This window comes from Acidovorax sp. FG60, from assembly GCF_057808995.1.
Genome location: NZ_JBMDJC010000005.1, coordinates 230,150 through 253,441, shown reverse-complemented (window position 1 = coordinate 253,441; position 23,292 = coordinate 230,150). Strand labels below are relative to the sequence as shown.

The following is a 23,292-nucleotide window of genomic DNA, read 5'->3' as shown; positions in this document are numbered from 1 at the left end:
ACAATCGAACCACGCCGGAAACCCCCAACCGGCTCCTATTGCAACCCAGGGTGTGAGGCAACCATGCTTGACAAGATGACCAACCGGCTGGACTTTCTCGGCAACGCGCTCGTGCTGCGTGCCGAGCGCCAGCGCGCCATCGCCAGCAACATCGCCAACGCTGACACCCCGGGCTACGTGGCACGCGATTTCAGCTTTGGCGATGCGATGCGCGAAGCCACGGGCTTGGGCTCGGGCGTGACCCGCCTGGCCACGGGTGGCTCGGTGGGCACCACGGGCAACCTGGGGGCCAAGGGCGCCACAGACCCCCGCCACATTCCGCTGCCAGCGGCCAGCACGGGCACCGGCGCACCCGGCACGCTGGGTTATTCCGTGCAGACCCAGCCCAGCCTGGACAACAACACGGTGGACCTGGACCGCGAGCGCGCCAACTTTGTCGACAACGCCGTGCGCTACGAAGCCACGCTGCGTTTCATCAACGGCAACGCCAAAACCATGCTCAGCGCGATCCAGGGCCAATAAGCCATCCGCAGTGCAGCGCAGAAAGCGAGTCTCCCCATGTCCATGTTCTCCATCTTCAGCGTCTCGGGCAGCGCCGTCAGCGCGCAGTCGCAGCGGCTCAACGTGGTGGCCAGCAACCTGGCCAATGTCGATGCCGTGGCAGGCCCCGACGGCCAGGCCTACAAGGCGCGCCAGGTGGTATTCCAGACCGCCCCCATGGGCGCGGACAGCTCGGCCGGTGTGCGCGTGAGCTCCATCAACGAAAGCAACGTTCCCGGCCGCCGCGTGCACGACCCCAGCCACCCGTCGGCAGACGCGGAAGGCTATGTGACGCACTCCAACGTCAACGCCGTGGAGGAAATGGTCAACATGATCTCTGCCTCCCGCTCTTACCAGAACAACGTCGAGGTCATGAACACGGCCAAGTCGCTGCTCCTCAAGACCCTGCAGATGGGCCAGTAACTCTAGGACGCCACCATGATCCTCAACTCCGCCACCAGCGCGCCCACGGTCACCGATGCGACCGGCACCAAGGCCAACGCCGCCACCGACCCTGCAGCCGCGCAGGACCGCTTCCTGAAACTGCTGGTTGCACAGCTGAACAACCAGGACCCGATGAACCCGCTGGACAACGCCCAGATGACCTCGCAGATTGCGCAGATCAACACGGTGACCGGCATCCAGCAGCTCAACCAGACGATGGAGAGCATGTCGGCGCAGTTCAACTCGCTGCAGGTGATGCAGGGCACGGCCCTGATTGGCCGCAACGTGATGACCGAAGGCTCGACGCTGGCCGTGGCCGACAAGGCCGGCAAGGGTGGCTTTGAGCTGGCCTCGGCCGCCACCAAGGTGAAGGTCGAGGTGATGACCGCTGGCGGCCAGGTGATCGAGACCATGGACCTGGGTGCCAAAGCTGCAGGGCGCCACACCTTCGAGTGGGATGCCAGCAAGTACACCGGCTCCACCGAGGGACTGCAGTTCCGCGTCAGTGCCGTCAATGGCTCGACCAAGATCGACAGCACGTCGCTGGCCCTGTCCAAGGTCACGGCCGCAGGTGCCGAGGACGGCCAGCTGGTGCTGACCCTGGCCAACGGAAAAACCATCAACTACAGCCAGATCAAGGCCCTGGTCTAACCCGGCCGATTCAGTGATAGCCCCCATCAGGAGAACACCATGAGTTTTCAGCAAGGCCTCTCTGGCTTGAACGCCGCCAGCAAGAACCTCGACGTCATCGGGCACAACATCGCCAACTCCAACACCGTCGGGTTCAAGGCCTCGCGGGCCGAGTTTGCCGAAATGGTGGCGTCCGCCATCGGCTCGTCCGGCGGCACCAATGCGGGCATCGGCGTCGAAGTGGGCGCGGTCTCCCAGCAGTTCACACAGGGCAATCTCACGATCACGGGCAACAGCCTGGATGTCGCCATCAACGGCAACGGCTTTTTCACGCTCACGCTGCCCGATGGCACACCCGCCTACACCCGCTCCGGCAACTTCAAGCTGGACAAGGAGGGCAACATGATCACCAACGACAACGCCAACGTGATGGGTTACCCCGTGGACCCGGTCACCGGCCTGCGTTCGGGCACCGACCCCATCCCGATGGTGTTCCCCACCTCCGAGCCCATCCCTGCCAAGCAGACCACCACGATCACGGCAGCATTCAACCTGCCGGCCACGGCCACCGATGCGGCCGGCGACCCTGCCGCCACGCCGCCCATCCCGGCCACACCGCGCGCCACCTACGGCACGTCGATCAACGTGTTCGACAGCCAGGGCGTGGCCAAGCCAGTGAGCCTGTACTTCCAGAAGACCGCCACCGACAACACCTGGGACGTGTACGACCAGCTGGACGACCCCACGGCAGTGCCTCCCGTGGTGGCAACTCCTATAGGCCAGATCACGTTTGACAACAATGGCGCCATCACGGCCCCCGTGGCCACGCCCCCCGCCACGGGCTTCGCGCTCACGCTGAACGTGAACCCGACCCCGCCCAACCCCAACAACCTGCCCGCGTTTGATGTGGCGGTGAGCCTGGACAAAGTCTCACAGAGCGGCAACAAGTTCTCGGTCTCCAACCTGAGCCAGGACGGCTACACCACGGGCGAGCTCACGGGCATCAACATCGAGAACAACGGGATGATCATGACCCGCTACTCGAACGGCGTGACCCGTGCAGAAGGCCAGCTGGCGCTGTCGAGCTTCCGCAATACGCAGGGCCTGGCTTCGGTAGGCGGCAACAACTGGGTCGCCACCTTTGAATCCGGCCAGCCGGTGGCTGGCACGGCCACCGACGGCAACTTCGGGTCGCTGCGCTCGGGCGCGCTGGAAGACTCCAACGTGGACCTGACCGCCGAGCTGGTGAACATGATGACCGCACAGCGCGCCTACCAGGCCAATGCCCAGACCATCAAGACGCAAGACCAGGTGATGTCCACCCTGGTGAACTTGCGTTGATCGGGAACGGTTCGTAAGAAATCTGCACTGAAACAGCCCTGGACAACGGAGAGCCCCCATGGACCGCATCATTTACACCGCGATGACGGGCGCCAACGCGGCCGCCCACCGGCAGGCCGTGTTGTCCAACAACCTCGCCAACGCCTCCACCCAGGGATTTCGTGCGGAGATGTCCACCTTCCGCTCGGTCCCGATCCAGGGCGATGGCTCCAAAACCCGTGTGTTTGCGCTGGAGGCCACCTCGGGCCATGTGAGCACGCCCGGCCCCGTGCAGCGTACCGGCCGCAACCTCGACGCCATGGCCGTGGGCAATGCCTGGTTTGCCGTGCAGGGACTTGACGGTACCGAGGCCTACACCCGCGCAGGCACCTTTGAGGTGTCGGCCACGGGCCAGCTGCTCACCCCTACCGGACTGCCCGTGCTGTCCGATGGCGGCGCGCCCATTGATGTCCCGCCGGGGGCCGAAGTCACGCTGGGCTCGGATGGAACGGTCACTGCCAAGGCAGCGGGCCAGCCCGCGCAGGCCATTGGCCGCCTCAAGCTGGCCACTCCCACCCCGGAAGACCCGCTCAAGCGCGGCGACGACGGGCTGTTTCGCACCACGTCCGGCGACCCGATTGCCAATGACGCCAACGCCCGCATGCTGGCAGGCGCAGTGGAAGGCTCGAACGTGAATCCGGTGGAAAGCATGGTCGGGATGATTGCCGCATCGCGCCAGTTCGAACAGCAGATGCGCCTGCTGCAGTCCGCCGAAACCAACGACAAGACCGCCAGCCAGTTGCTGAGCATGAACGGCTGAGGTCGCGCCCCGCGCCGCCACGCCAAAAGGAAGCACCATGATCAACTCCCTCTGGATCGCCAAGACCGGCATGTCTGCCCAGCAGACCCAGCTCGACGTCATCTCGCACAACCTGGCCAACGTCTCCACCACCGGCTACAAGCGCAACAACGCGGTGTTCGAGGATCTGATCTACCAGAACCTGCGCCAGGTGGGTGCCAACACCACCGAGCAGAACCAGCTGCCCACCGGCCTGCACCTCGGCCTGGGCGTGCGCACGGTGGCCACCAGCCGCAACTTCGTGCAGGGCAGCCTGCAGGAGTCCAAGAACAACCTAGACGTGGCCATCAACGGCAATGGTTTTCTGGAAGTGACCATGCCCGACGGGACCATCGGCTACACGCGCGACGGCTCGTTCCAGGTCGATTCGCAAGGCCGCCTGGTCAACTCCAGCGGCCTGCCCGTGGCCAACGGCATCACGGTGCCCGCCAACGCCACGAGCGTGACCATCAGCGCCGACGGCGTGGTGTCGGCCACCGTACAGGGCAACACCCAGCCCCAGCCCTTGGGCAACCTGGCGATGTCGGCCTTCATCAACCCGGCCGGCCTCGAGCCCATTGGCCAGAACCTGTTCAAGGAATCGGCCGCCTCGGGCCAGCCCCAGCAGGGCACGCCCGGCACCAACGGGCTGGGTATTCTCAAGCAGGGTTTTCTGGAAGCCTCCAACGTCAACGTGGTGGAAGAGCTGGTCACCATGATCCAGGCACAGCGTGCCTATGAGATGAATTCCAAGGCCATCCAGACTTCGGACCAGATGCTGGCCAAGCTCAGCCAGCTGTGATCCCGATGCCGACACCAGGAGCGTTCGCCATGCTGCCGTTCACACGCCTTTTTGCCCTGCCCACCGCCGTGGGCGCGCTGCTGCTCACAGGCTGCGCCGCCACCCTGTCGCCGCCGCCGCCGGTGGACATCCTGCCGACCACCCCACCACCACTGGCCGCAGTGCACCGTGCACCACCGCCCGTGACCGGGGGCCTGTTCCACAACGCCAGCTACCGCCCCGCGTTCGAAGACCGCCGCGCACGGTTGGTGGGCGACAACGTCACGATCATGATCGTCGAGAACGTGACGGCCAGCCAGAAATCCTCGTCCACCGTGGACCGTACCTCGGAGGCCTCGGCCGGCATCACCAACCTGCCTTTCGTGAAAAAGTCGCTGGCCGACCGCACCACGCTCGGCGCCGGTTCGGAAAGCACCTTCTCGGGCAAGGGCGGCACCGAAAGCGCCAACACCTTCACCGGCTCGATCACCGCCACCGTGGTGGACGTGCTGCCCAACGGCCACCTGGTCGTGACGGGCGAGAAGCAGATCGGCGTGAACCAGAACGTGGATGTGCTGCGCTTCTCGGGCACCATCGATCCGCGCGCGCTGCAGCCGGGCAGCATTGTCAACTCGACCCAGGTGGCCAATGTGCGGGTGGAATCCCGTGGCCGTGGCGCACAGAACGAAGCCCAGGCCTTGGGCTGGATGAACCGGGTCTTCAACACGATCACGCCGTTCTAGACTCCCCCCTTGAGTCGCTGCGCACCTTCCCCCCTGAGGAGGGACGCCGCCAGCGCGGCGGGGCGGCCCTTGCGCGGCGGCCCGCGCCTGGGCCGCGCCAGTTTTGACAAGCAATGGGCTATGCGATGTCCCTTGGCCCAAAGCAGTCAACCCAAGAAAGCTATTATATTTATAGCTATTAGCGCTTATCCATAAAGCGCTAGCGGGCATTTTTATTCATATTTCACCTTGCAGCCTGCCCCGGACCAACCGCCCGGGCGCACGGTACGCCACCGCCGTTTCCCACCCGCTCGGGAACCCATGCAATAGGCCGGTGAACCCGCTTCTTTTTGGGTTTTAGTTCCTGGCGGGGCCGCCCACAATCGGTGTCATGAAAGCCTTGTCCCACTCCTTCTTGTCACGCCCCGTGCGCGCGCTGTGGCTGTTGCTGGCCCTCGTGGCTGCTGGTGTGGCGGTGCCTGCCCATGCCTTGCGCATCAAGGAAGTGGCGGCGGTGCAGGGCGTGCGCAGCAACCAGCTGACGGGCTATGGCCTGGTGGTGGGGCTGGACGGCACGGGCGACCAGACCACGCAGATGCCTTACACCACGCAGGCCATGTCCAACTACCTGCAGCAGATGGGCATCAGCCTGCCGCCTGGTACGGCGAACCAGTTGCAGCTCAAGAACGTGGCGGCGGTGATCGTCACGGCACAGTTGCCGGCCTTTGCCCAGCCCGGGCAGATGATCGACATCAACGTGTCCTCCATGGGCAACGCCAAGTCGCTCAAGGGCGGAACGCTCATCGTCACGCCCCTGCGCGGCGCCGACGGCGAGATCTACGCCCTGGCCCAGGGCAATGTGGTGGTGGGAGGCGCGGGCGCCTCGGCGGGCGGCAGCAAGGTGCAGATCAACCATCTGAGTGCAGGCCGGGTTCCGCAAGGCGCACAGGTCGAACGCGCCGTGCCCACACCCCTCAACGAGGGCGACACCATCAACCTGGGGCTCAATGCCTCGGACTTCCAGACCGCACGCCGCGTGGCGCAGGCCATCAACACCAAACTGGGTAGCGGCCTGGCCACGGCGCTCGACGGGCGCACCGTGCAAGTGCGCGCACCGCTGGACCCCGGCGCCCGCGTGGGCTTCATCGCCGACCTGGAAGAACTGCCCCTGGAGGCGTCCACCCCCTCGGCCAAGGTCGTCATCAATGCACGCACCGGCTCGGTGGTGCTGAACCAGGCCGTGACGCTGGGCCCCTGCGCCATTGCACACGGCAACCTGTCGATCACCATCAGCTCCACGCCCGTCATCAGCCAGCCCGCTCCACTCTCGCAAGGGCAGACCGTGGTGGCGCAGCAAAGCGACATCCGCATCAACCAGGAACCGGGAAACATCATCCAGATGCCGGCTTCACCCCAGCTGGCAGACGTGGTCAAGGCGCTCAACACGCTGGGGGCCACGCCGGGCGACCTGCTGGCCATCCTGCAGGCCATCAAGGCCGCCGGCGCCCTCAACGCCGAGCTGGAAGTGATCTGACCCCGGGGAGCAAACATGGCCCTCACCCTGCCCTCGTCCAGCACCACCAGCAGCACGTCCAATGCGCTGGCGGTGGACATCCGCTCGCTCAATTCGCTCAAGTACGACGCGGGCACGGCCAACAACGCCCAGACCACGCGCGAGGTCGCCAAGCAGTTCGAGTCGCTGTTCATGCGCGAGCTGATCAAGAGCATGCGCGACGCCACGATGAAATCCGGCCTCATGGAAGGCGAGCAGGCCAACCTGGGCCAGGACATGCTGGACCAGCAGCTCTCGGTCAGCATGTCGGGCCAGCAAGGCGGGCTGTCTGAAGCGATTGCACGCCAGCTCTCGCGCCAGATGGGCGGGGCCGACGCGAATTTCTCCGTGCCCTCCACACTGAGCCTGCCGCAGGCGCTACCCCGCGCAGCGTCCTCGGCCACCGGCACACCGGCCGAGGCCGCTGGACCCGCCCCCAAGGGCCGCGATGGTTTTGTGCAGCACCTCTCGGGCACAGCCGAGCGCGTGGCCCAGGAGAGCGGCATTCCCGCCAGCTTCATGCTGGGCCAGGCGGGCCACGAAACCGGCTGGGGCAAGAGCGAGATCAAGCACAAGGACGGCTCCAACTCGTTCAACCTGTTCGGCATCAAGGCCGGCAAGGGCTGGACAGGCAAGGTGGCCGAGATCACCACCACCGAATACATCAACGGCAAGGCCCAGAAGGTGACGGCGAAGTTCCGCGCCTACGACTCGTACGAGGATTCGTTCCGGGACTACGCAAAGCTCATCAAGGACAGCCCGCGCTACGAGAAGGCCGAATCCGTCGCCCAGTCCGGCTCGGCCATGGCCTATGCCTCGGCGCTGCAAAAGGCGGGCTACGCCACCGACCCCGAGTACGCCAAAAAGCTCGGTGGTGCCATCAATAGCGTGCTGCGCACGCTGCGCGCGCAGGCTTGACCATGCAAACACCCCCTGAGTCGCTTCGCGCCTTCCCCCTCTCTCGCTTCGCGGGAGGGGGACGCCCCCAGCGCGGCGGGGCGGCCCTTGCGCGGGGGCGCTGGCTAGGGCCGCGCCAGTCTCACGCGCTGGGGGTGCAGGCAGCGCTGGGGATCACTGAAATGCGAGGTGAGTCATGAGCTTGCTCAACGTCGGCGCCCGCGCCCTGTTGGCCAACCAGGTGGCGCTGCAGACGGCGGGCCACAACATTGCCAACGTCAACACGCCCGGCTATTCGCGCCAGACCGTGGTGCTGCAGACCGTGCAGGGCCAGTTCACAGGCGGCGGCTACATCGGCCAGGGCGTGGATGTGCAGACCATCCTGCGCAACCAGAGCGAGCTGCTCACGCGCCAGTCGGCCACGGCGGGCTCGGTGCAGTCGTCCGACATCGTGCGGGCCGAGCGCCTGCGCCAGCTGCAGGAGGTCTTCAGCGGCGGCACGGCGGGCCTGGGTGCAGCCATCAATGACATGATGAATGCGTTCTCGGACGTGGTGAGCGCCCCCACGGACATCACTGCGCGCACCGTGGTGCTCACGCGCATGGACGAAACCGCCTCGCGCATGCGTGCGGCCGCCGACCGCATCAACGAAATCCAGTACACCGTGACCGAACAGCTGCAAAGCAGCATCACCGCCGTCAACAGCCTGGCCGGGCAGATGGCCAGCGTGAACGAGCAGATCGCGCGCGCCAAGGGCAATGGCCAGACTCCGAACGACCTGCTGGACCAGCGCGACCAGATCATCCGCGACATCAACCAGTACGTGCAGACCACGCAGATCCCAGCTGACGATGGCACCGTGGGCCTGTTTGTGGCGGGCAGCCAGCCGCTGGTGCTGGGCACCACGGCCACCAGCCTGTCCATCGATGACGCGACGGCGTTCCCCGGCAGCGGTCAGATCAAGCTGTTCTTCAACCGGCCCGGTGCGCCAGCCGTGGAGATGGACGAGAACGTGCTCGGCGGGGGCTCGATGTCGGGCCTGCTGCGCTTTAACAACAACGATCTGGCCGAAGGGCGCAACCTGCTGGGCCGCATGGCCATGGCCATCGGCATGACGATGAACGACCAGCACAACCTGGGCCTGACGCTGGACGGTGCGCTGGGCAAGGACCTGTTCGCGTTGCCCGCCAGCATGCCGGGCCACACCAACGGCGCGGGCGTGGGCACGGTGTCCTTCACCGGCCCCACGGAGTTCGCGGCGTCGGACTATGAAATCCGCTTTACCACCGGCACGGCCGGGCAGGTGGTGCGCTTGTCGGACGGCACGTCCACCCCGTTCACCGACGCGGCCAACCTGGCCACGCTGCAGATCGATGGCCTGAACTTCAACCTGACCACGCCCGGCAACCCCGGCGAGCGCATGTTGTTCAAGCCGTTCAGCACGGCGGCGGCCAACATCCAGTCGCTGGTGTACTCACCGCGTGATCTGGCTGCGGCCAACCCCATCAACGCGGCCATGGGCACCTCCAACGGCGGCACGCTGCAGCTGGCGGGCCTCAAAGCCACGGGCCTGCCCAACCCGCCGGGGCTGGTGCTGCCGCCCAACGCCAACCCGGCGGCGTTGCCCCCCATCCTGGGCGGTATCCAGCTGCAGTTCACGGCCGGCCCGCCCACCACATACGACGTGCTGGACCGGGGCACTGCGCCACCCACCACCATTGCCGCTGCGCAGCCCTACACGCCGGGTGCACCCATCTCGATCAACGGCTGGGAGATCAAGCTGCAGGGCAGCCCCAACACGGGCGACACCGTCGTCATCGGCAATGCATCGGACCCGCAGTACGGCGACATCTTCACGCGCAATGCGGGCAACGCGAGTGCACTCATGGGCCTGCGGGACGTGAAGATGTTCGACGAGTCCACACTCTCCGACGGCTACGCAGGGGCCATGGCCCAGGTGGGCACCCGCACCCAGAGCGCGCTGTTCGCGGCCGAGCTTTCCACCACCATCGCGGCCAACCTGGAACGGGACCGTACGGCGATTTCGGGCGTGAACCTGGACGAGGAGGCTGCAAGGCTGATCCAATACCAGCAGGCGTACCAGGCATCGTCCAAAATGATCCAGATTGCGCAAAACATCTTTGACTCGCTGCTGCAGGGCCTCGGCCGCTGACGGCGGGACAGGAGTTAGGAGTTCGACATGAGTAACAGCATCTACCGCCTTGGCACGGCCAACATGTATGACAACGCGCTGCGCAACCTGGGCACGCGCCAGACCAACCTGTCGAACCTGCAGGAGAACCTGACCTCGGGCAAACGCGTGGTGCGGGCCAGCGATGACCCCGTGTCGGCCGCGCAGGCCGAACGCGCCATCAACCGGCTGGCGCGCATCCAGACCGAGCAGCGCGCCCTGGAAACGCAGCGCAACGCCATCGCGCAGGCCGAGTCCGCCCTGGGCGACGCAGTGGACCTGGTGCAGAACTTCCGCGAACTGGTGGTGAACGCCGGCAGTGCGGCCCTGACCCCCAACGACCGCAACACCATCGCCAACCAGCTGCAAGGCCTGCGCGAGCAGCTGCTGGAAGTGGCCAACCGCAAGGACACCAACGGCGTTCCCCTGCTCAGCGCCCTGGGCAGCGCGCTCGCGCCGTTCCTCGGCCCCCTGAGCACCAGCCCCGACTACAGCTTTGAAGGACTGCCTGGCCAGACAGCCAGCAGTGGCGTGTCGATTCCCAACACCCTGGATGGCGAAGCCGCCTTCATGTTCGACCCGCAGCGCGATGGTGTCTACACCGCAGGCGTCAGCGCCATTCCCTCCAGCCGCTTCCTCAACACCACGGCGGTCACCCCCGTGGACCCGAGCCTGGTAACGGGCGACAACTACACCATCACCTTCAGCGCGGTCGGCCCGGGTGCCACACCCGGCACCACCACCGCCACCTACACGCTCACCAACACCACCACAGGCGCCGTGTCACCGGCCGTGGTGGTGCCCGACTATCCCACCGACAAGCCAGTGACCATCGCCATCACCAGCATCCCGGGCCTGAGCTTCGACATCAAGGGCAACCCCGCCACCGGGGACACCATTACCCTGCAGCCCAGCCCGAGCATGTTCAGCACCCTGGACAACGCGATCCGCGACATCCGCAGCGCCCCCGACAGCAATGCAGCGGCGCAGGCAGTGGGGCAGGCCCTGGGCAACATGGACATTGGCCTGGAACGCCTGCACAACATGCGCGGCTACGCAGGCGAGCTGCTCAACCGAGCGGACCGCATCACAGGTGACCAGGAAAAGCGCTCCATCCAGCTCGAAGGCGACCGCTCGCGGGCCGAGGATCTCGATATGATCCAGGGAATTTCAGACTTCCAGAACCAGCAGGTGGGGTACGAGGCAGCACTCAAGTCCTATGCGCAGGTTCAGAAGCTGTCCCTGTTCAATTTCATCAGTTAAAGCGGGCCTGCCCACGCTGCACAGCCCCGGGCGGGGACAGGCCCCAACGACGAGACAACCGCCTAAGAGCACATGGTCCAATCTGTCCTTGGCAGCCTGATTCTGGGTTACCGCCCTTTGTGGAACCGCGCCCGCAAGCTCGCGGCCATCCAGCTTTATGTGCACAGCGAGGCCTCGGCCCTGGTCGATACCGCCCACCTGCTGCGCACGCTGCAGGAGTTGTGGTCTGCCAGTTCTCCCCCGATTCTGCTGTCCCCCCAAAGCCACCAGCTGCTGTCCAACATGCTGGAGCACGCGCCACGTGGCGCACCGTGGATCGAGGTGCGCGGCAACTGGCTGTCCGACTCCACCATCTATGCGCTGGTCAAGGCCGCCCACCAGCGGGGCCTGAAGCTCGTGTGGCGCGGCGAGCTGGGTCGGCTGCCCGAGCCCGACATTGCCCAGTGCTTTGACAACAGCCTGCTCACCCTGCGCCCCGAAGACGCCGTGGCGGCCCTGAAGGCGGCCCCCGCCGCACGCCCTGGCGGCACCCCCACGCAGCCCGCGCGCACCACCAGCCCGGTGCTGGCCGGGCAGATGTACGAGAACATTGCCAGCCGCGCGCTCATGGAGCATTGCCTGGACCAGCACAACGCCCTGGCACTGGCCGGCTGGCCCACCGAAGATGTGCTCTACAGCCTGCGCCACCATCCCCAGCAGCCATCGCACGCGGTGATCTTCAAGCTCATGAAGGCCATCGACGCAGAGCAGTCGCTGGAAACCTTTGAAGACATCATGGGCCAGGACCCGATCCTGGCGTACCGCTTCATGGTGTACACCAACTCTGCGGCCCTGGGCCTGCGCACCGGCATCGATTCGCTGCGCCGGGGCCTGGTGATGATGGGCTACGGCTCCATCAAGCGCTGGCTGTCTGACCAACTGCCCCATGCCAGCACCGACCCCAACATGCAGCCGGTGCGCGAGGCCATGGTGATGCGTGCCCAACTCACCGCACAGCTGCTCGACGCGGGCGTGGAGAACGATCTGCGCCGCGAGATCTACCTGTGTGGTCTGCTGTCGCAGATCGACGACCTGCTGGGGGAGCCGCTTGGCACCATCCTGCGCCGTCTGCCCTTGTCTGAGCGCATCTATGACGCCACGGTGCTGCGCACCGGCCCCTACACCGGTGGCCTGCAGATGGCCTGCGCGCTGGAGACGGACGACGCCAGTGCCATTCGCAACCTCTGCGAGACGTTCGAGCTGGACCTGGAAGAGGTCAACCGCGCGCTGCTGCGGGTGCTGGCCGACCTGGAAGTAGAGCGAAGATAACCCCCCTGAGCCGCTGCGCGTCTTCCCCCAAGGGGGACGCCACCGGTGGCCCGGCAAAGCCGGTTCCACGGTGGCACTGGCTGGGGCCGCGCCAGTATTTGCCGACAGCGCAAGTCTGGGACATGGGCTCAAAGGCAGTGGGTCGGCTCACCGTGCCTGCTCATCGCGCACCCGCGCAAAAGTCTTCCAGAACTCCGCCTCCTGCGTGGTCGCAAAGTTGATGCGCATGAGGGTGCTGGGTTGGCGCTCTGCATGGAACAGCGCGCCCGGCGCCAGCAGGTAGCCCTCGTCGAGCATGCGCTGCGACAGCGCGTCGGTGTCCACCCCCGTCTCCACCCAGCCAAACAGGCCCACGGGCTCGGCCGCAAAGGTGCAGCCCGCGCCCAGCGCCAGCTTCACGCTGCGCGCACGCGCAGCGTCGAGCCGCGTGCGGATGCGCTCGGCGTGGCGGCGCAGTTGGCCCTGTTCGATGCACAGGGCCAGGGCTTTTTCCAGCAGCGCGGGCGTGGTCAGCGTGGCCAGGAGTTTGGTGTCCAGCAATTGCTCCACCAGCGCGGGGGGTGCGGCCATGAAACCGATGCGCCAGTTGGGCGCGAGGATCTTGGCAAAGCCGCTCACGTAGATGGTGCGCTGCAGCCCATCGAGCGCCGTGAGGCGCGTGGCGTGCTCGGGCGCGATGTGGCTGTAGGTATCGTCCTCCACCACATGGAAGTTGTACTGGTTGGCCAGCTGCAGGATGCGATGCGCGCTGCCCGGAGACAGGCAGTAGCCCGTGGGGTTGTGAAACACGCTCACGCTCACGTAAAGCTTGGGCTGGTGCACCTCGCAGTACTTCGCCATGACCTCCAGGTCTGGCCCGTCGGCACGGCGCGGCACCGGCAGGATGTGCATGCCCAAAGCAGACAAGCGCGCAAACTCCACCGCCCAGCCGGGTTCCTCCACCATCACCGGGTCGCCCGGGCGCAGTAGCGTACGGCTCACGATGTCGAGCGCGTGCGTGGCACCCACGGTGGTGATGATGTTTTCGGGGGCCGCATGCACATTCAGCGTGGCCAGCTTCTTGGACAGCACCCGGCGCAGCCCCGTGTCGCCCAGAGGCTCGCCGTACTGCAGCGAAAAATCATTCAACGCGCGTGTGCTGGTCACCTTGCGCACAGCGGCGGGCATGAACGTGGACTCCAGCCAGGCAGGCGGAAACACGCCCATGCCGGGTTGCGGCTTGTCGCTGATCTTGTGGAACATGCCCCGAATCAGCGCCGTGGCGTTGACGGGCGGCGCCCCCCGCGCTGCACCGCGCCCGGCGCCCCGCGCGGCAAACCAGTGCGCGGTGCTCCAGTTGCCCATGGCACGCTCGACTTCCTGGGCGCCCGCGTCGTCGTCCTCAGCGCCCCTGTCCAGCAACCCGTTGGCCATCTCGCGCACAAAAAAGCCCCGGTTCTTGCGCGCCTCCACCAGCCCCTGCGCCAGCAATTGGTCGTACGCTGCAACCACAGTGGAAGGGCTCACGCCATGCTGCTGCGCGCACTGCCGCACCGAAGGCAGGCGCGCGCCGGGCGCCAGCAGCCGGTTGCGGATGCGCTCGCCGAAACGCGCCGACAGCTGCTCGGTCAGCGACTGGGTGGTGGTTTTCATCAGCATGGCGGTGTCCTTGTGTACTGTTATCGCAGCCAATACAGATCACGAACTGCGCTGCTTAACTGTACTGGTTGTGTACTGACATCGAAGATTACATTGAAGCCCAGGCGATGACAAGCCACCCGCCATAAAGCCCGGACCCACCTGCCCATGACCGCCCCCGAACTGACTGCCCTGCTGCTGTTCTGCACCGCGATGAGTTTTTCGCCGGGGCCCAACACCACCTTGTCCACTGCGCTGGCCGCGAACCTGGGCCTCAAGCGCGCCCTGCGCTTTTGCTTTGCAGTGCCCACAGGCTGGACGCTGCTCATGCTGGGCAGCGGCCTGGGCCTGGGCGCCCTGATCACCGGAGTGCCCGCGCTGCGCTGGGCCGTAACACTGCTGGGCGTGGCCTACATGCTCTGGCTGGCCTGGAAGCTCAGCAGGGCAGGCAAGATGACCGAGATCGACACCACGCGCCTGAACGTGACCTTCTGGCAGGGCGTGGGCCTGCAGTTCGTGAACATCAAGGCCTGGATGCTGGCGCTCACGCTCAGCGCGGGCTGGGTGGTCAACGCCGCAGGCCAGCCCTCGACCAATCCGGGCGAGCGCCTGGCCATCATCTGCGGGGTGATGATGGTGTTTGCGTTCACCAGCAACTTTGCCTACGCGCTCATCGGCTCGCTGCTGCGCCAGTGGCTGGCGCAGGGCCAGCGCCTGCTCTGGTTCAACCGCGCACTGGCCCTGGTGCTCGTTGCCACTGCCCTTTGGATGCTCGCGCTATGAACAACGCACAAGAACGCGAGGCGCTGGTCTGGGGGCTGGTGGGCGTCACCCTGTTTGCGGCCACGCTGCCGATGACCCGCCTCGCCGTGGGGCCCACCGACGCGCCGCAGCTGTCGCCCTGGTTCGTCACATTCGGCCGCGCTGCCGTGGCAGGGCTGCTGTCCATCGCCTACCTGTGGCTGCAGCATGCGCGCGGGCGCCTCAACCTGCCGCAGAAAGCAGAATGGCCGCTGCTGGCCATCACGGCCTTTGGCGTGATCGTGGGGTTTCCGCTGTTTCTGGCTCTGGCGCTGCGCCATGTGCCCAGCACGCATGGGGCCGTGGTCACCGCCTTGCTGCCACTGTCCACCGCCTTGCTCGGCGCGCTGTGGTATCGGCAAAGGCCCTCCGCCGGATTCTGGGCCTGCGCGGTGCTGGGCAGCAGCCTGGTGCTGGGCTTCATGGTGTGGCGTGCCGGCGGCATCTACCTGGGTGCAGCCAACATCTATCTGCTCATAGCCATGACCACGGGCGCGTTCGGCTACATCGGCGGCGCCCGCCTCACGCCAAGGCTCGGCGCCGAGCAGGTCATCTGCTGGGTACTGGTGTGCTCCCTGCCGCTGACCATTCCCATCGCCTGGTGGTTTGCACCGGCCATGCCCTCGGCCATCGGCGGCATGAGCTGGCTGGGCTTTGTCTACGTGGCGCTGTTCTCGATGTGGATCGGCTTCTTTGCCTGGTACCGGGCGCTGGCACTGGGTGCCGTGCGCGTGAGCCAGATCCAGCTGATCCAGCCGTTCCTGAGCCTGCTCTTCGCCGTGCCGCTGCTGGGAGAGCGGCTGGATACCGTCACGGTGGTGTTTGCACTGGCCGTGATCGCCACCGTATTTGTGGGCAAGAAGATGCCCGTTCACCAAGGAACCGCCGCATGACCTCCATCGCCCCGGAACAACGCCTGCAGCAGCTGGGCCTGGTATTGCCCACCGTGACCGCACCCCGTGGCAACTTCGACGCCTATGTCCTCGACGGCAACACACTGTACCTGTCGGGCAAGGGCGCTCCCGCCCGCGAAGACATGGCCACCGTGCCCAAGGTGGGGCGCGACATCAGCGCCGCAGAAGCCAGGGACCATGCCCGCGAGGTGGGACTGCACCTGATCGCGACGATGAAGGCTGCACTGGGCGACCTCTCGAGGGTGCGCCGCGTGGTCAAGGTGCTGGGCATGGTCAACGCCACCCCCGACTTCATGCAGCACACCGAGGTCATCAACGGCTGCTCGGACCTGCTGGTCGAGGTGTTCGGCGACGCGGGGCGGCATGCGCGCTCTGCCGTGGGCGTAGGCTCCCTGCCGCGTGGCTTCGCGGTGGAGATTGAAGCGGTGGTTTCCGTGAAAGACTGACAGCCATGCAGATACACAACATCCCGTTTGCCACCACCGACTGGTCCAGCATTCCCCGCGAAGAAAAAAGCGCACAGGCAGGCCAGGCCTTCTGGCGCACGCAGCAGTTCGGCGACATGCGCGTGCGCATGGTGGAGTACACGGCCGGATACGTTTCGGACCACTGGTGTGTCAAGGGCCATGTGCTGCTGTGCCTCAGCGGAGAATTGCACACCGAACTGGCCGACGGCCGCCGTTTCACGCTGACGCCGGGCTTGAGCTACCAGGTGGCGGACAACGCCGAGCCCCACCGTTCCAGCTCACCCCAAGGGGCAACCCTGTTCATCGTGGACTGACCAGGAAGATGGGAACTCCTGTGAAATACTCCGTGGAACACGCATTGCAGCAGCTACCTGGCCCGGCCGGTGAGCGGTTCGTGGAACTCTTGCGCCACGGCAGCATGCGCACGGAGCTGTATGCGCCACGCGGCCACGACCCGCAGCAGCCGCACGCGCAGGACGAGTTGTATTTCATCCAGCGTGGAAGCGGAGAATTCGTGCAAGGTGAAGCCCGCCACCACTTTGCAGCCGGAGACGCCTTTTTTGTACCTGCGGGACAGCACCACCGCTTTGAGAATTTTTCTGACGACTTTGCAACATGGGTAGTCTTTTGGGGACCGCCCGGAGGAGAACGAGAGTGAAACTGAACGACCTTCCACAGACCAGCACCTGGACCCTGGCGCGCCGCGCCGAGCGCATGAACCCTTCGGTCATCCGCGAAATCCTCAAGGTCACGGAAAAGCCCGGCATCATCAGCCTGGCGGGCGGCCTGCCCTCGCCCAAGACCTTCCCGGTCTCGGCCTTTGCCGAAGCCTCGGCCGCCGTGCTGGCCAATGACGGCCCCGCCGCCCTGCAATACGCCGCCAGCGAAGGGTATGGCCCGCTGCGCCAGGCCATCGCGGACTTCCTGCCCTGGGATGTGGATGCCGACCAGGTGCTCATCACCACCGGCTCGCAGCAGGCGCTGGACCTGATCGCCAAGGTGCTGATCGACACCGACAGCCGCGTGCTGGTGGAAACACCCACCTACCTGGGCGCGCTGCAGGCCTTCACGCCCATGGAGCCTGCCGTGGTGTCCGTGGCCAGCGATGACGAAGGTGTGCTCATCGACGACCTGAAGGCCAAGGTGGGCACGGGTGCCAACAGAGCGCGCTTTTTGTACGTGCTGCCCAACTTCCAGAACCCCACGGGCCGCACCATGAGCGAAGCACGTCGCGCCGCCCTGGTGCAGGCTGCCGCTGAACTGAATCTGCCGCTGGTGGAAGACAACCCCTACGGCGACCTGTGGTTTGACAACCCGCCACCCGCGCCGCTGACGGCCCGCAACCCTGAAGGCTGCATCTACATGGGCTCGTTCTCCAAGGTGCTGGCACCCGGCCTGCGCCTGGGTTTTGTGGTGGCGCCCAAGGCGGTTTACCCCAAGCTGCTGCAGGCCAAGCAGGCCGCAGACCTGCACACGCCCGGCTACAACCAGCGCCTGGTGGCAGAGGTGATGAAGGGCAATTTCCTGGACCGCCATGTGCCCACCATCCGCGCGCTGTACAAGCAGCAGTGCGAGGCCATGCTGGCCGCGCTCGACAAGGAAATGCAGGGCCTCGGTGTGCAGTGGAACCGCCCCGATGGCGGCATGTTCCTGTGGGTGCGCTTGCCCGAAGGCATGAGTGCCGTCGAACTGCTGCCCAAGGCGGTGGAGCGCAACGTGGCCTTCGTGCCCGGCGCGGCGTTTTACGCCGACAACGCCGACCCGCGCACCCTGCGCCTGTCGTTTGTCACATCGACGGTAGAGCAGATTGCCACCGGCATTGCTGCGCTGGCAGCGGCCATCCGCGATAACAAGTGAACAACCCCCTGTGGCGCTGCGCGCCTTCCCCCTTCTCTGACATCGCTGTGCGATGCGGAAGGGGGACGCCGCCAGCGCGGCGGGGCGGCCCTTGCGCGGCGGCCGCTGGCCGGGCCACGCCCGCTTCATACATCACAGTTCGTTCAACGCACATGAAAGTTGATTCAACATGCTGAGGCTCTGGGGGCGCCTGTCGTCCATCAACGTGCGCAAGGTGGTGTGGGCTGCGCAAGAACTCGGCATCACGGTGCAGCGCACCGACGCGGGCGGCCAGTTCGGGCTGGTGCGCGAGGCCGACTATCTGCAGCGCAATCCCAATGGCCTGGTGCCGCTGATGGAAGACGACGAGACCAGCACCGTGTTGTGGGAATCCAACCCCATCGTGCGCTACTTGTGCGCACGGCACTCTCCGGGCGAGCTGTACCCTGAAACCTTGCGTGAGCGCTTCGTGGCCGAGCAATGGATGGACTGGCAGCAGACCACCCTGAACCCGGCCGGGCGCGATGCCTTTGTGCAGTGGATACGCACCCCAGCGGCCCAGCGGGACGACGGGCTGATTGCAGCATCCGTGGCGGCCACGGAGCCTCTGATGGGACTGCTGGATGCGCATCTGGCGCGCCAGCCCTTCATGGCGGGCGACCGGTTCACCATGGCGGACATCCCTGTGGCCTGCGAGATCCACCGATGGTGGGGCCTGCCACAAGAACGTGTGGCGCGCCCTCACCTGGAGCGGTGGTACAACACGGTCAGCACCCGGCCCGGCGCACGCGGGGTGCTGGACCAGCCCCTGTCGTGATCCCGGAGCCCCCCATGCACCAGCGTCCCTTCAAGCAAATCGATGTGTTCAGCGATCGCCCGGGTTTTGGCAACCCGGTCGCCGTGGTGCTGGATGCCGAGGGCCTGAGCGACAGCGACATGCGCCGCTTTGCGGCGTGGACCAACCTGTCGGAAACCACCTTTCTGCTGCCCGCCACCGAGGCCGGGCGCGCCGCGGGTGCCGACTACCGCCTGCGCATCTTCAGCCCCAATGGCGAACTTCCCTTTGCGGGGCACCCCACGCTGGGCACCTGCCATGCGTGGCTGCAGGCGGGCAACACGCCACGCCAGCAGGGCATGGTGATCCAGGAGTGCGCGCTGGGTTTGGTGCGTATCGCGCAGGCCGATGGCACCCTGGCCTTTGCCGCCCCGCCCCTGAAGCGCAGCGCGCCCAGCCCGGCCCTGGTGCCGCTGATTGCGAGCGCGCTGGGCCTGCGCCCCCCGCAGATCCTGGGGGCACAACTGCTGGACAACGGCCCAGTGTGGCTGGGCCTGCTGCTCGACAGCGCGGACACCGTGCTGGGCCTGCGGCCGGACCACGCGCGCCTGAAAGACCTGGGCCAGGACGTGGGCGTGATCCATGTCGGTCCCAACGCCAGCGACACCGCCCAGCCCGGCGTGGTGGTGCGCGCCTTTGCCGCCCCCATGGGCAACCCCGAAGACCCGGTCACCGGCACCTTGAACGCCAGCTTGGCCGAGTGGCTGATTGCCGATGGCCTGGCGCCACGCAGCTATCTGGTCGCCCAGGGTGAATGCCTGGGCCGCGCCGGCCGCGTGCACATCCGCCAGGACGACGATCACCAGATCTGGGTGGGCGGGCGCGCAGTCACCTGCATCGAGGGCACGGTGCTGCTATGAATTTGATGGCTTCCGTGCCGCGCCCCAGCGGCTGAATTTCACGCCTGCGGGCTCCTGACGGGGCCTACCGAATCCACACCAAAAACACCGGGCAACACACCCGGTAAGCCCCCGGCGTGCCTCCACCGTCACCTCACTGGCCGCATCACCGATTTTTCTACCAAGGACCACCATGCAACAGCGCCCCTTCCATCAAGTCGATGTTTTCACCGCCCAGGCCTACCGGGGCAACCCGCTGGCCGTGGTGCTCGATGGCACGGGCCTGTCCACTGAGACCATGCAGGAGTTCACGAACTGGACCAACCTGTCCGAAGCCACCTTCTTGTTGCCACCCACTCCCGAAGGCCGCGCCGCCGGTGCCGACTACCGCGTGCGCATCTTCTGCCCCGGGCGCGAACTGCCTTTTGCCGGCCACCCCACGCTGGGCAGCTGCCACGCCTGGCTGCAGGCCGGGGGCAAGCCCCAGGTAGCAGGCAAGGTGGTGCAGGAATGCGGCGTGGGCCTGGTCACGCTGCGCCAGGATGGCGACCGCCTGGCTTTTGCCGCGCCTGCGTTGATCAAAAGCGGCCCGCTGGCGGAAGACGACGTGGCCTTGATTGCCAGGGGCCTGGGGGTGGACCGCAGCGACATCCTGCACCACGCCTGGTGCGACAACGGCCCCAACTGGCGCGGGGTGATGCTGCGCTCGGCTGAGCAGGTGCTGGCGCTCAAGCCCGACGCCAGCATCCTCGGCCAACTCGATGTGGGCGTGGTGGGACCGCGCGGAAAAGTGGGTGTCATCGGCAGCACGGACGCAGAAGGCATCGCCTTCGAGGTGCGCGCTTTTTTCCCCGGCAACAACGGCCTGGCCGAAGACCCCGTCACCGGAAGCCTGAATGCCGCGCTGGCGCAGTGGCTCATCGGCGCCGGGCTGGCCCCCACGCAGTATGTGGCCGCCCAAGGCACCTGCCTGGGGCGCGCCGGGCGGGTGTACGTGCAGCAGGACGGCGACACCATCTGGGTGGGCGGGAGCTCGGTCACCTGCGTGTCGGGCGAGGTGCTGCTGTGACCACGGCCATCCCCCAGCACCCACCCTGCGTGGACCACCTGGTTGTGTTGGCTACGGACCTCGCCAGCGGCGTGGCGTGGTGCGAGCGCACGCTGGGTATCCCCCCCACTGCGGGCGGTGAACACCCGCTGATGGGCACACACAACCGCATCATCAACGTCTCCAGCCCGGCGCATTCGCGCATCTATCTGGAGATCATTGCTATCAACACAGGAGCAACTCCCGCAATACCAGCGGGCGCAAGGCGCTGGTTTGACATGGACGATGCGGCTCTGCAGCAGCAGGTGGCAGCGCACGGCCCGCAGCTCATCCACTGGGTGGCCTCCGTGCCCGACGTGGCCGAGCGGTGTGCCGCGCTGGGGGCGCTCGACATCGAGCGCGGCGCCATCGTCACCGCCAGCCGGCCCACGCCAAACGGCCTGCTGCAATGGCAGATCACCGTGCGCCACGATGGCCTGCGCCTCATGGACGGCTGCCTGCCCACCCTCATCCAGTGGGGCGGCGTGCACCCGTGCAGCAGCCTGCCCGCCAGCGGCGTGCAACTGCAGCGGCTAACGCTGCAGCATCCGCAGGCCGCCACGCTGCAGGCCGCGTGCGAAGCGGTGGGGGTAGCAAACTGCGTCGCCATCACACCCGGCGACACGCCCCGGCTCACCGCGCAGCTCAGCACGCCACGGGGTCCGGTCACCCTCTCGTCGTTCACCCCTCAGGAGTAACCGCCATGCTTTTCTCTGTACAGGAACTGCTGCTCTTCACACTCGCCGCGCTGGTACTGGTGCTCACGCCGGGCCCCAACATGGTGTATTGCGTTTCGCGCAGCCTCACCCAGGGGCCGCGCGCCGGGCTTGTCTCGCTGACCGGAGTGGTGCTGGGTTTTGTCGTGCACCTGCTGGCAGCGGCGCTGGGCCTCACTGCGCTGCTCGCCGCCGTGCCACTGGCGTTTGACGCCATCCGCTACGCCGGTGCCGCCTACCTGCTGTGGATGGCCTGGCAGGCCGTCAAACCCGGCGGCGCTGCTCCCTTCGAGGCGCGCAACCTGCCGCACGACAGCCCGCGCACGCTGTTCCTGATGGGCTTCATGACCAACCTCCTGAACCCCAAGGTGGCCATGTTCTACCTGTCGTTCTTCCCGCAGTTCCTGCACCCCGAGCGCGGCCAGCTGCTGCAACAAAGCCTGACGCTGGGCGCGGTGCAGATCAGCACCAGTGCCGCCGTGAACGCACTGCTGGTGCTGGGCGCAGCGCGCGTGGCGCTGCTCCTCAACCGCAATGCTGCATGGATGCGCGCCCAGCGCTATTTCATGGGCACCGTCCTGGGTCTGCTGGCCCTCAAACTGTTGACTGAAAAGAAAGCCGCCGCATGAACACCCGCCTCGACCCCACCGCCCTGCTGCCCACCCTGGCCGACATCGAAGCCGCTGCCGAGGTGGTGTACCGCGACTTCGCCGCCACGCCCCAGTACCGCTGGGGCCTGCTCAGCCAGCGCCTGGGCACCGACTGCTGGCTCAAGCACGAGAACCACACGCCCGTGGGCGCCTTCAAGATCCGCGGCGGGCTGACCTACTTTGACCAGCTCGCACAACGCGGCTCGCTGCCCATGGAAGTGATCAGCGCCACACGCGGCAACCACGGCCAAAGCATGGGCTGGGCCGCGCGCCGCCACGGCGTGGCCTGCACCATCGTCGTGCCACGCGGCAATTCGGTCGAGAAAAACGCTGCCATGCGCGCACTGGGCGTCACGCTCATCGAACACGGCGACGACTTCCAAGAAGCGCGCGAACACGCCATCCAGCTCGCGGCCCAGCGCGGCGCCCACATGGTGCCCAGCTTCCACCCCGACCTGCTGCGCGGCGTGAGCACGTATTGGTGGGAGTTCTTGCGCGCCGTGCCTCAGCTCGACGTGGTGTATGTGCCCATCGGCCAAGGCTCGGGTGCGTGCTCGGCCATCGCGGCCAAGCTGGCCCTGCAGCACTCGGTGCGCGTGGTCGGCGTTGTGAGCAGCCACGCCACCACGTACGCCGATTCGCTGGCCGCCGGCCGCGTGGTCGAGGCGCCCGTCACCACCCAGCTCGCCGACGGCATGGCCTGCCGCGTGGCCGACGCCGAAGCCCTGGCCGTGATGGCCCGGCACATCGACCATATCGTGCAGGTGAGCGATACCGAAGTGGCCGCCGCCATGCGCGCCTTGTTCACCGACACGCACAACGTGGCCGAGGGTGCAGGCGCTGCGGCGCTGGCGGCAGCGCTGCAGGAACGCGACCAGCTCCAGGGCTTGCATGTGGGCCTGGCGTTGACAGGCGGCAACGTGGACGCTCCGATGTTCAGCGGCGTTCTGGCAGGCTGATCCCGTTGCACACACAAGCTACCATGCTATTCATTCAGTAGCATTGGTCGCTTGTGTGACAAGCGCCAGGGCCCTGTTCTGGCCA

At 66.5% G+C, this 23,292-nt stretch carries 25 protein-coding genes; 24 read left to right on the top strand and 1 reads right to left on the bottom strand.

Annotated elements, in window-relative coordinates:
* Positions 1–63 precede the first annotated feature (63 nt).
* The 12 genes from flgB (at position 64) to ACODS0_RS10170 (ending at position 12,486) form a co-directional block, all read left to right on the top strand.
* Positions 64–522 carry a flagellar basal body rod protein FlgB gene (gene flgB / locus ACODS0_RS10225; RefSeq protein WP_121508441.1) on the top strand — a complete coding sequence of 153 codons (459 nt, stop codon included), beginning with the start codon at positions 64–66 and terminating at the stop codon, positions 520–522.
* Between the two features lie 36 nt (positions 523–558).
* Positions 559–963, top strand: coding sequence for a flagellar basal body rod protein FlgC (gene flgC, locus ACODS0_RS10220; RefSeq protein WP_121421298.1), 405 nt, complete (start codon positions 559–561; stop codon positions 961–963).
* Between the two features lie 15 nt (positions 964–978).
* Positions 979–1,635 (top strand): flagellar hook assembly protein FlgD, encoded by a 657-nt coding sequence (locus ACODS0_RS10215; protein ID WP_121421299.1) that lies wholly within the window; start codon positions 979–981, stop codon positions 1,633–1,635.
* 39 nt (positions 1,636–1,674) lie between these two features.
* A complete protein-coding gene (gene flgE, locus ACODS0_RS10210) occupies positions 1,675–2,955 on the top strand; it encodes a flagellar hook protein FlgE (RefSeq protein ID WP_121421300.1) in 1,281 nt (426 codons plus the stop codon).
* A 58-nt stretch (positions 2,956–3,013) separates the two neighbouring features.
* Complete coding sequence (gene flgF / locus ACODS0_RS10205) at positions 3,014–3,754, top strand: flagellar basal-body rod protein FlgF (protein ID WP_121421301.1); 741 nt, start codon at positions 3,014–3,016, stop codon at positions 3,752–3,754.
* 37 nt (positions 3,755–3,791) lie between these two features.
* Positions 3,792–4,574 (top strand): flagellar basal-body rod protein FlgG, encoded by a 783-nt coding sequence (flgG, locus tag ACODS0_RS10200; protein WP_121421302.1) that lies wholly within the window; start codon positions 3,792–3,794, stop codon positions 4,572–4,574.
* A 29-nt stretch (positions 4,575–4,603) separates the two neighbouring features.
* Positions 4,604–5,296: a flagellar basal body L-ring protein FlgH gene (locus ACODS0_RS10195; RefSeq protein ID WP_488834706.1), complete on the top strand. Its 693-nt coding sequence runs from the start codon at positions 4,604–4,606 to the stop codon at positions 5,294–5,296.
* A 370-nt stretch (positions 5,297–5,666) separates the two neighbouring features.
* Positions 5,667–6,809, top strand: a complete 1,143-nt coding sequence (locus ACODS0_RS10190; protein WP_488834703.1) for a flagellar basal body P-ring protein FlgI — start codon at positions 5,667–5,669, stop codon at positions 6,807–6,809.
* Positions 6,810–6,824: 15 nt separating this feature from the next.
* Complete coding sequence (gene flgJ, locus ACODS0_RS10185) at positions 6,825–7,745, top strand: flagellar assembly peptidoglycan hydrolase FlgJ (RefSeq protein WP_488834701.1); 921 nt, start codon at positions 6,825–6,827, stop codon at positions 7,743–7,745.
* 175 nt (positions 7,746–7,920) lie between these two features.
* On the top strand, positions 7,921–9,897 hold the full coding sequence (flgK, locus tag ACODS0_RS10180) for a flagellar hook-associated protein FlgK (protein WP_055398315.1): 1,977 nt from the start codon (positions 7,921–7,923) through the stop codon (positions 9,895–9,897).
* Positions 9,898–9,924: 27 nt separating this feature from the next.
* Positions 9,925–11,178, top strand: a complete 1,254-nt coding sequence (flgL, locus tag ACODS0_RS10175; protein WP_055398316.1) for a flagellar hook-associated protein FlgL — start codon at positions 9,925–9,927, stop codon at positions 11,176–11,178.
* Between the two features lie 72 nt (positions 11,179–11,250).
* On the top strand, positions 11,251–12,486 hold the full coding sequence (locus ACODS0_RS10170) for an HDOD domain-containing protein (protein WP_121508438.1): 1,236 nt from the start codon (positions 11,251–11,253) through the stop codon (positions 12,484–12,486).
* A gap of 147 nt (positions 12,487–12,633) precedes the next feature.
* Here ACODS0_RS10170 and ACODS0_RS10165 read toward each other — a convergent pair whose 3' ends face one another.
* Positions 12,634–14,124: an aminotransferase-like domain-containing protein gene (locus ACODS0_RS10165; protein WP_121421309.1), complete on the bottom strand. Its 1,491-nt coding sequence runs from the start codon at positions 14,122–14,124 to the stop codon at positions 12,634–12,636.
* Between the two features lie 147 nt (positions 14,125–14,271).
* On the opposite strand from ACODS0_RS10165, the gene ACODS0_RS10160 reads away from it, so the two are divergent.
* From ACODS0_RS10160 to ACODS0_RS10105, 12 genes are all read left to right on the top strand, one after another.
* Positions 14,272–14,886 (top strand): LysE family translocator, encoded by a 615-nt coding sequence (locus tag ACODS0_RS10160; protein ID WP_121421310.1) that lies wholly within the window; start codon positions 14,272–14,274, stop codon positions 14,884–14,886.
* On the top strand, positions 14,883–15,797 hold the full coding sequence (locus ACODS0_RS10155) for a DMT family transporter (protein WP_488834697.1): 915 nt from the start codon (positions 14,883–14,885) through the stop codon (positions 15,795–15,797). Before ACODS0_RS10160 ends, ACODS0_RS10155 begins: the two co-directional genes overlap by 4 nt.
* Positions 15,794–16,264 carry a RidA family protein gene (locus ACODS0_RS10150; protein WP_488834694.1) on the top strand — a complete coding sequence of 157 codons (471 nt, stop codon included), beginning with the start codon at positions 15,794–15,796 and terminating at the stop codon, positions 16,262–16,264. Before ACODS0_RS10155 ends, ACODS0_RS10150 begins: the two co-directional genes overlap by 4 nt.
* Before the next feature lie 5 nt (positions 16,265–16,269).
* Positions 16,270–16,599: a DHCW motif cupin fold protein gene (locus tag ACODS0_RS10145; RefSeq protein WP_121421313.1), complete on the top strand. Its 330-nt coding sequence runs from the start codon at positions 16,270–16,272 to the stop codon at positions 16,597–16,599.
* Between the two features lie 20 nt (positions 16,600–16,619).
* A complete protein-coding gene (locus ACODS0_RS10140) occupies positions 16,620–16,943 on the top strand; it encodes a cupin domain-containing protein (RefSeq protein WP_488834689.1) in 324 nt (107 codons plus the stop codon).
* Positions 16,940–18,142 carry an aminotransferase-like domain-containing protein gene (locus tag ACODS0_RS10135; protein WP_488834686.1) on the top strand — a complete coding sequence of 401 codons (1,203 nt, stop codon included), beginning with the start codon at positions 16,940–16,942 and terminating at the stop codon, positions 18,140–18,142. The genes ACODS0_RS10140 and ACODS0_RS10135 overlap by 4 nt, the downstream gene beginning before the upstream one ends.
* Before the next feature lie 169 nt (positions 18,143–18,311).
* Positions 18,312–18,938 (top strand): glutathione S-transferase, encoded by a 627-nt coding sequence (locus ACODS0_RS10130; protein ID WP_055398324.1) that lies wholly within the window; start codon positions 18,312–18,314, stop codon positions 18,936–18,938.
* A 14-nt stretch (positions 18,939–18,952) separates the two neighbouring features.
* On the top strand, positions 18,953–19,816 hold the full coding sequence (locus ACODS0_RS10125) for a PhzF family phenazine biosynthesis protein (protein WP_176887193.1): 864 nt from the start codon (positions 18,953–18,955) through the stop codon (positions 19,814–19,816).
* Positions 19,817–19,988: 172 nt separating this feature from the next.
* Positions 19,989–20,864 carry a PhzF family phenazine biosynthesis protein gene (locus tag ACODS0_RS10120; protein ID WP_431150877.1) on the top strand — a complete coding sequence of 292 codons (876 nt, stop codon included), beginning with the start codon at positions 19,989–19,991 and terminating at the stop codon, positions 20,862–20,864.
* A gap of 29 nt (positions 20,865–20,893) precedes the next feature.
* The gene (locus tag ACODS0_RS10115; RefSeq protein WP_488834683.1) at positions 20,894–21,580 is read left to right on the top strand and encodes a VOC family protein; all 687 of its coding nucleotides are present in this window, start codon (positions 20,894–20,896) and stop codon (positions 21,578–21,580) included.
* 5 nt (positions 21,581–21,585) lie between these two features.
* Entirely contained in the window at positions 21,586–22,227 is a 642-nt protein-coding gene (locus ACODS0_RS10110) for a LysE family translocator (protein WP_228898986.1), read from the top strand.
* Positions 22,224–23,207, top strand: coding sequence for a threonine dehydratase (locus ACODS0_RS10105; protein ID WP_488834681.1), 984 nt, complete (start codon positions 22,224–22,226; stop codon positions 23,205–23,207). The genes ACODS0_RS10110 and ACODS0_RS10105 overlap by 4 nt, the downstream gene beginning before the upstream one ends.
* The last annotated feature ends 85 nt before the right edge of the window (positions 23,208–23,292 follow it).

What these genes read in the sequence shown, in the direction of transcription:
- flgB (WP_121508441.1), top strand. Translation starts at nt 64, where the DNA reads ATGCTTGACAAGATGACCAACCGGCTGGACTTTCTCGGCAACGCGCTC.
- flgC (WP_121421298.1), top strand. Translation starts at nt 559, where the DNA reads ATGTCCATGTTCTCCATCTTCAGCGTCTCGGGCAGCGCCGTCAGCGCG.
- ACODS0_RS10215 (WP_121421299.1), top strand. Translation starts at nt 979, where the DNA reads ATGATCCTCAACTCCGCCACCAGCGCGCCCACGGTCACCGATGCGACC.
- flgE (WP_121421300.1), top strand. Translation starts at nt 1,675, where the DNA reads ATGAGTTTTCAGCAAGGCCTCTCTGGCTTGAACGCCGCCAGCAAGAAC.
- flgF (WP_121421301.1), top strand. Translation starts at nt 3,014, where the DNA reads ATGGACCGCATCATTTACACCGCGATGACGGGCGCCAACGCGGCCGCC.
- flgG (WP_121421302.1), top strand. Translation starts at nt 3,792, where the DNA reads ATGATCAACTCCCTCTGGATCGCCAAGACCGGCATGTCTGCCCAGCAG.
- ACODS0_RS10195 (WP_488834706.1), top strand. Translation starts at nt 4,604, where the DNA reads ATGCTGCCGTTCACACGCCTTTTTGCCCTGCCCACCGCCGTGGGCGCG.
- ACODS0_RS10190 (WP_488834703.1), top strand. Translation starts at nt 5,667, where the DNA reads ATGAAAGCCTTGTCCCACTCCTTCTTGTCACGCCCCGTGCGCGCGCTG.
- flgJ (WP_488834701.1), top strand. Translation starts at nt 6,825, where the DNA reads ATGGCCCTCACCCTGCCCTCGTCCAGCACCACCAGCAGCACGTCCAAT.
- flgK (WP_055398315.1), top strand. Translation starts at nt 7,921, where the DNA reads ATGAGCTTGCTCAACGTCGGCGCCCGCGCCCTGTTGGCCAACCAGGTG.
- flgL (WP_055398316.1), top strand. Translation starts at nt 9,925, where the DNA reads ATGAGTAACAGCATCTACCGCCTTGGCACGGCCAACATGTATGACAAC.
- ACODS0_RS10170 (WP_121508438.1), top strand. Translation starts at nt 11,251, where the DNA reads ATGGTCCAATCTGTCCTTGGCAGCCTGATTCTGGGTTACCGCCCTTTG.
- ACODS0_RS10165 (WP_121421309.1), bottom strand. Translation starts at nt 14,124, where the DNA reads ATGCTGATGAAAACCACCACCCAGTCGCTGACCGAGCAGCTGTCGGCG.
- ACODS0_RS10160 (WP_121421310.1), top strand. Translation starts at nt 14,272, where the DNA reads ATGACCGCCCCCGAACTGACTGCCCTGCTGCTGTTCTGCACCGCGATG.
- ACODS0_RS10155 (WP_488834697.1), top strand. Translation starts at nt 14,883, where the DNA reads ATGAACAACGCACAAGAACGCGAGGCGCTGGTCTGGGGGCTGGTGGGC.
- ACODS0_RS10150 (WP_488834694.1), top strand. Translation starts at nt 15,794, where the DNA reads ATGACCTCCATCGCCCCGGAACAACGCCTGCAGCAGCTGGGCCTGGTA.
- ACODS0_RS10145 (WP_121421313.1), top strand. Translation starts at nt 16,270, where the DNA reads ATGCAGATACACAACATCCCGTTTGCCACCACCGACTGGTCCAGCATT.
- ACODS0_RS10130 (WP_055398324.1), top strand. Translation starts at nt 18,312, where the DNA reads ATGCTGAGGCTCTGGGGGCGCCTGTCGTCCATCAACGTGCGCAAGGTG.
- ACODS0_RS10125 (WP_176887193.1), top strand. Translation starts at nt 18,953, where the DNA reads ATGCACCAGCGTCCCTTCAAGCAAATCGATGTGTTCAGCGATCGCCCG.
- ACODS0_RS10120 (WP_431150877.1), top strand. Translation starts at nt 19,989, where the DNA reads ATGCAACAGCGCCCCTTCCATCAAGTCGATGTTTTCACCGCCCAGGCC.
- ACODS0_RS10110 (WP_228898986.1), top strand. Translation starts at nt 21,586, where the DNA reads ATGCTTTTCTCTGTACAGGAACTGCTGCTCTTCACACTCGCCGCGCTG.
- ACODS0_RS10105 (WP_488834681.1), top strand. Translation starts at nt 22,224, where the DNA reads ATGAACACCCGCCTCGACCCCACCGCCCTGCTGCCCACCCTGGCCGAC.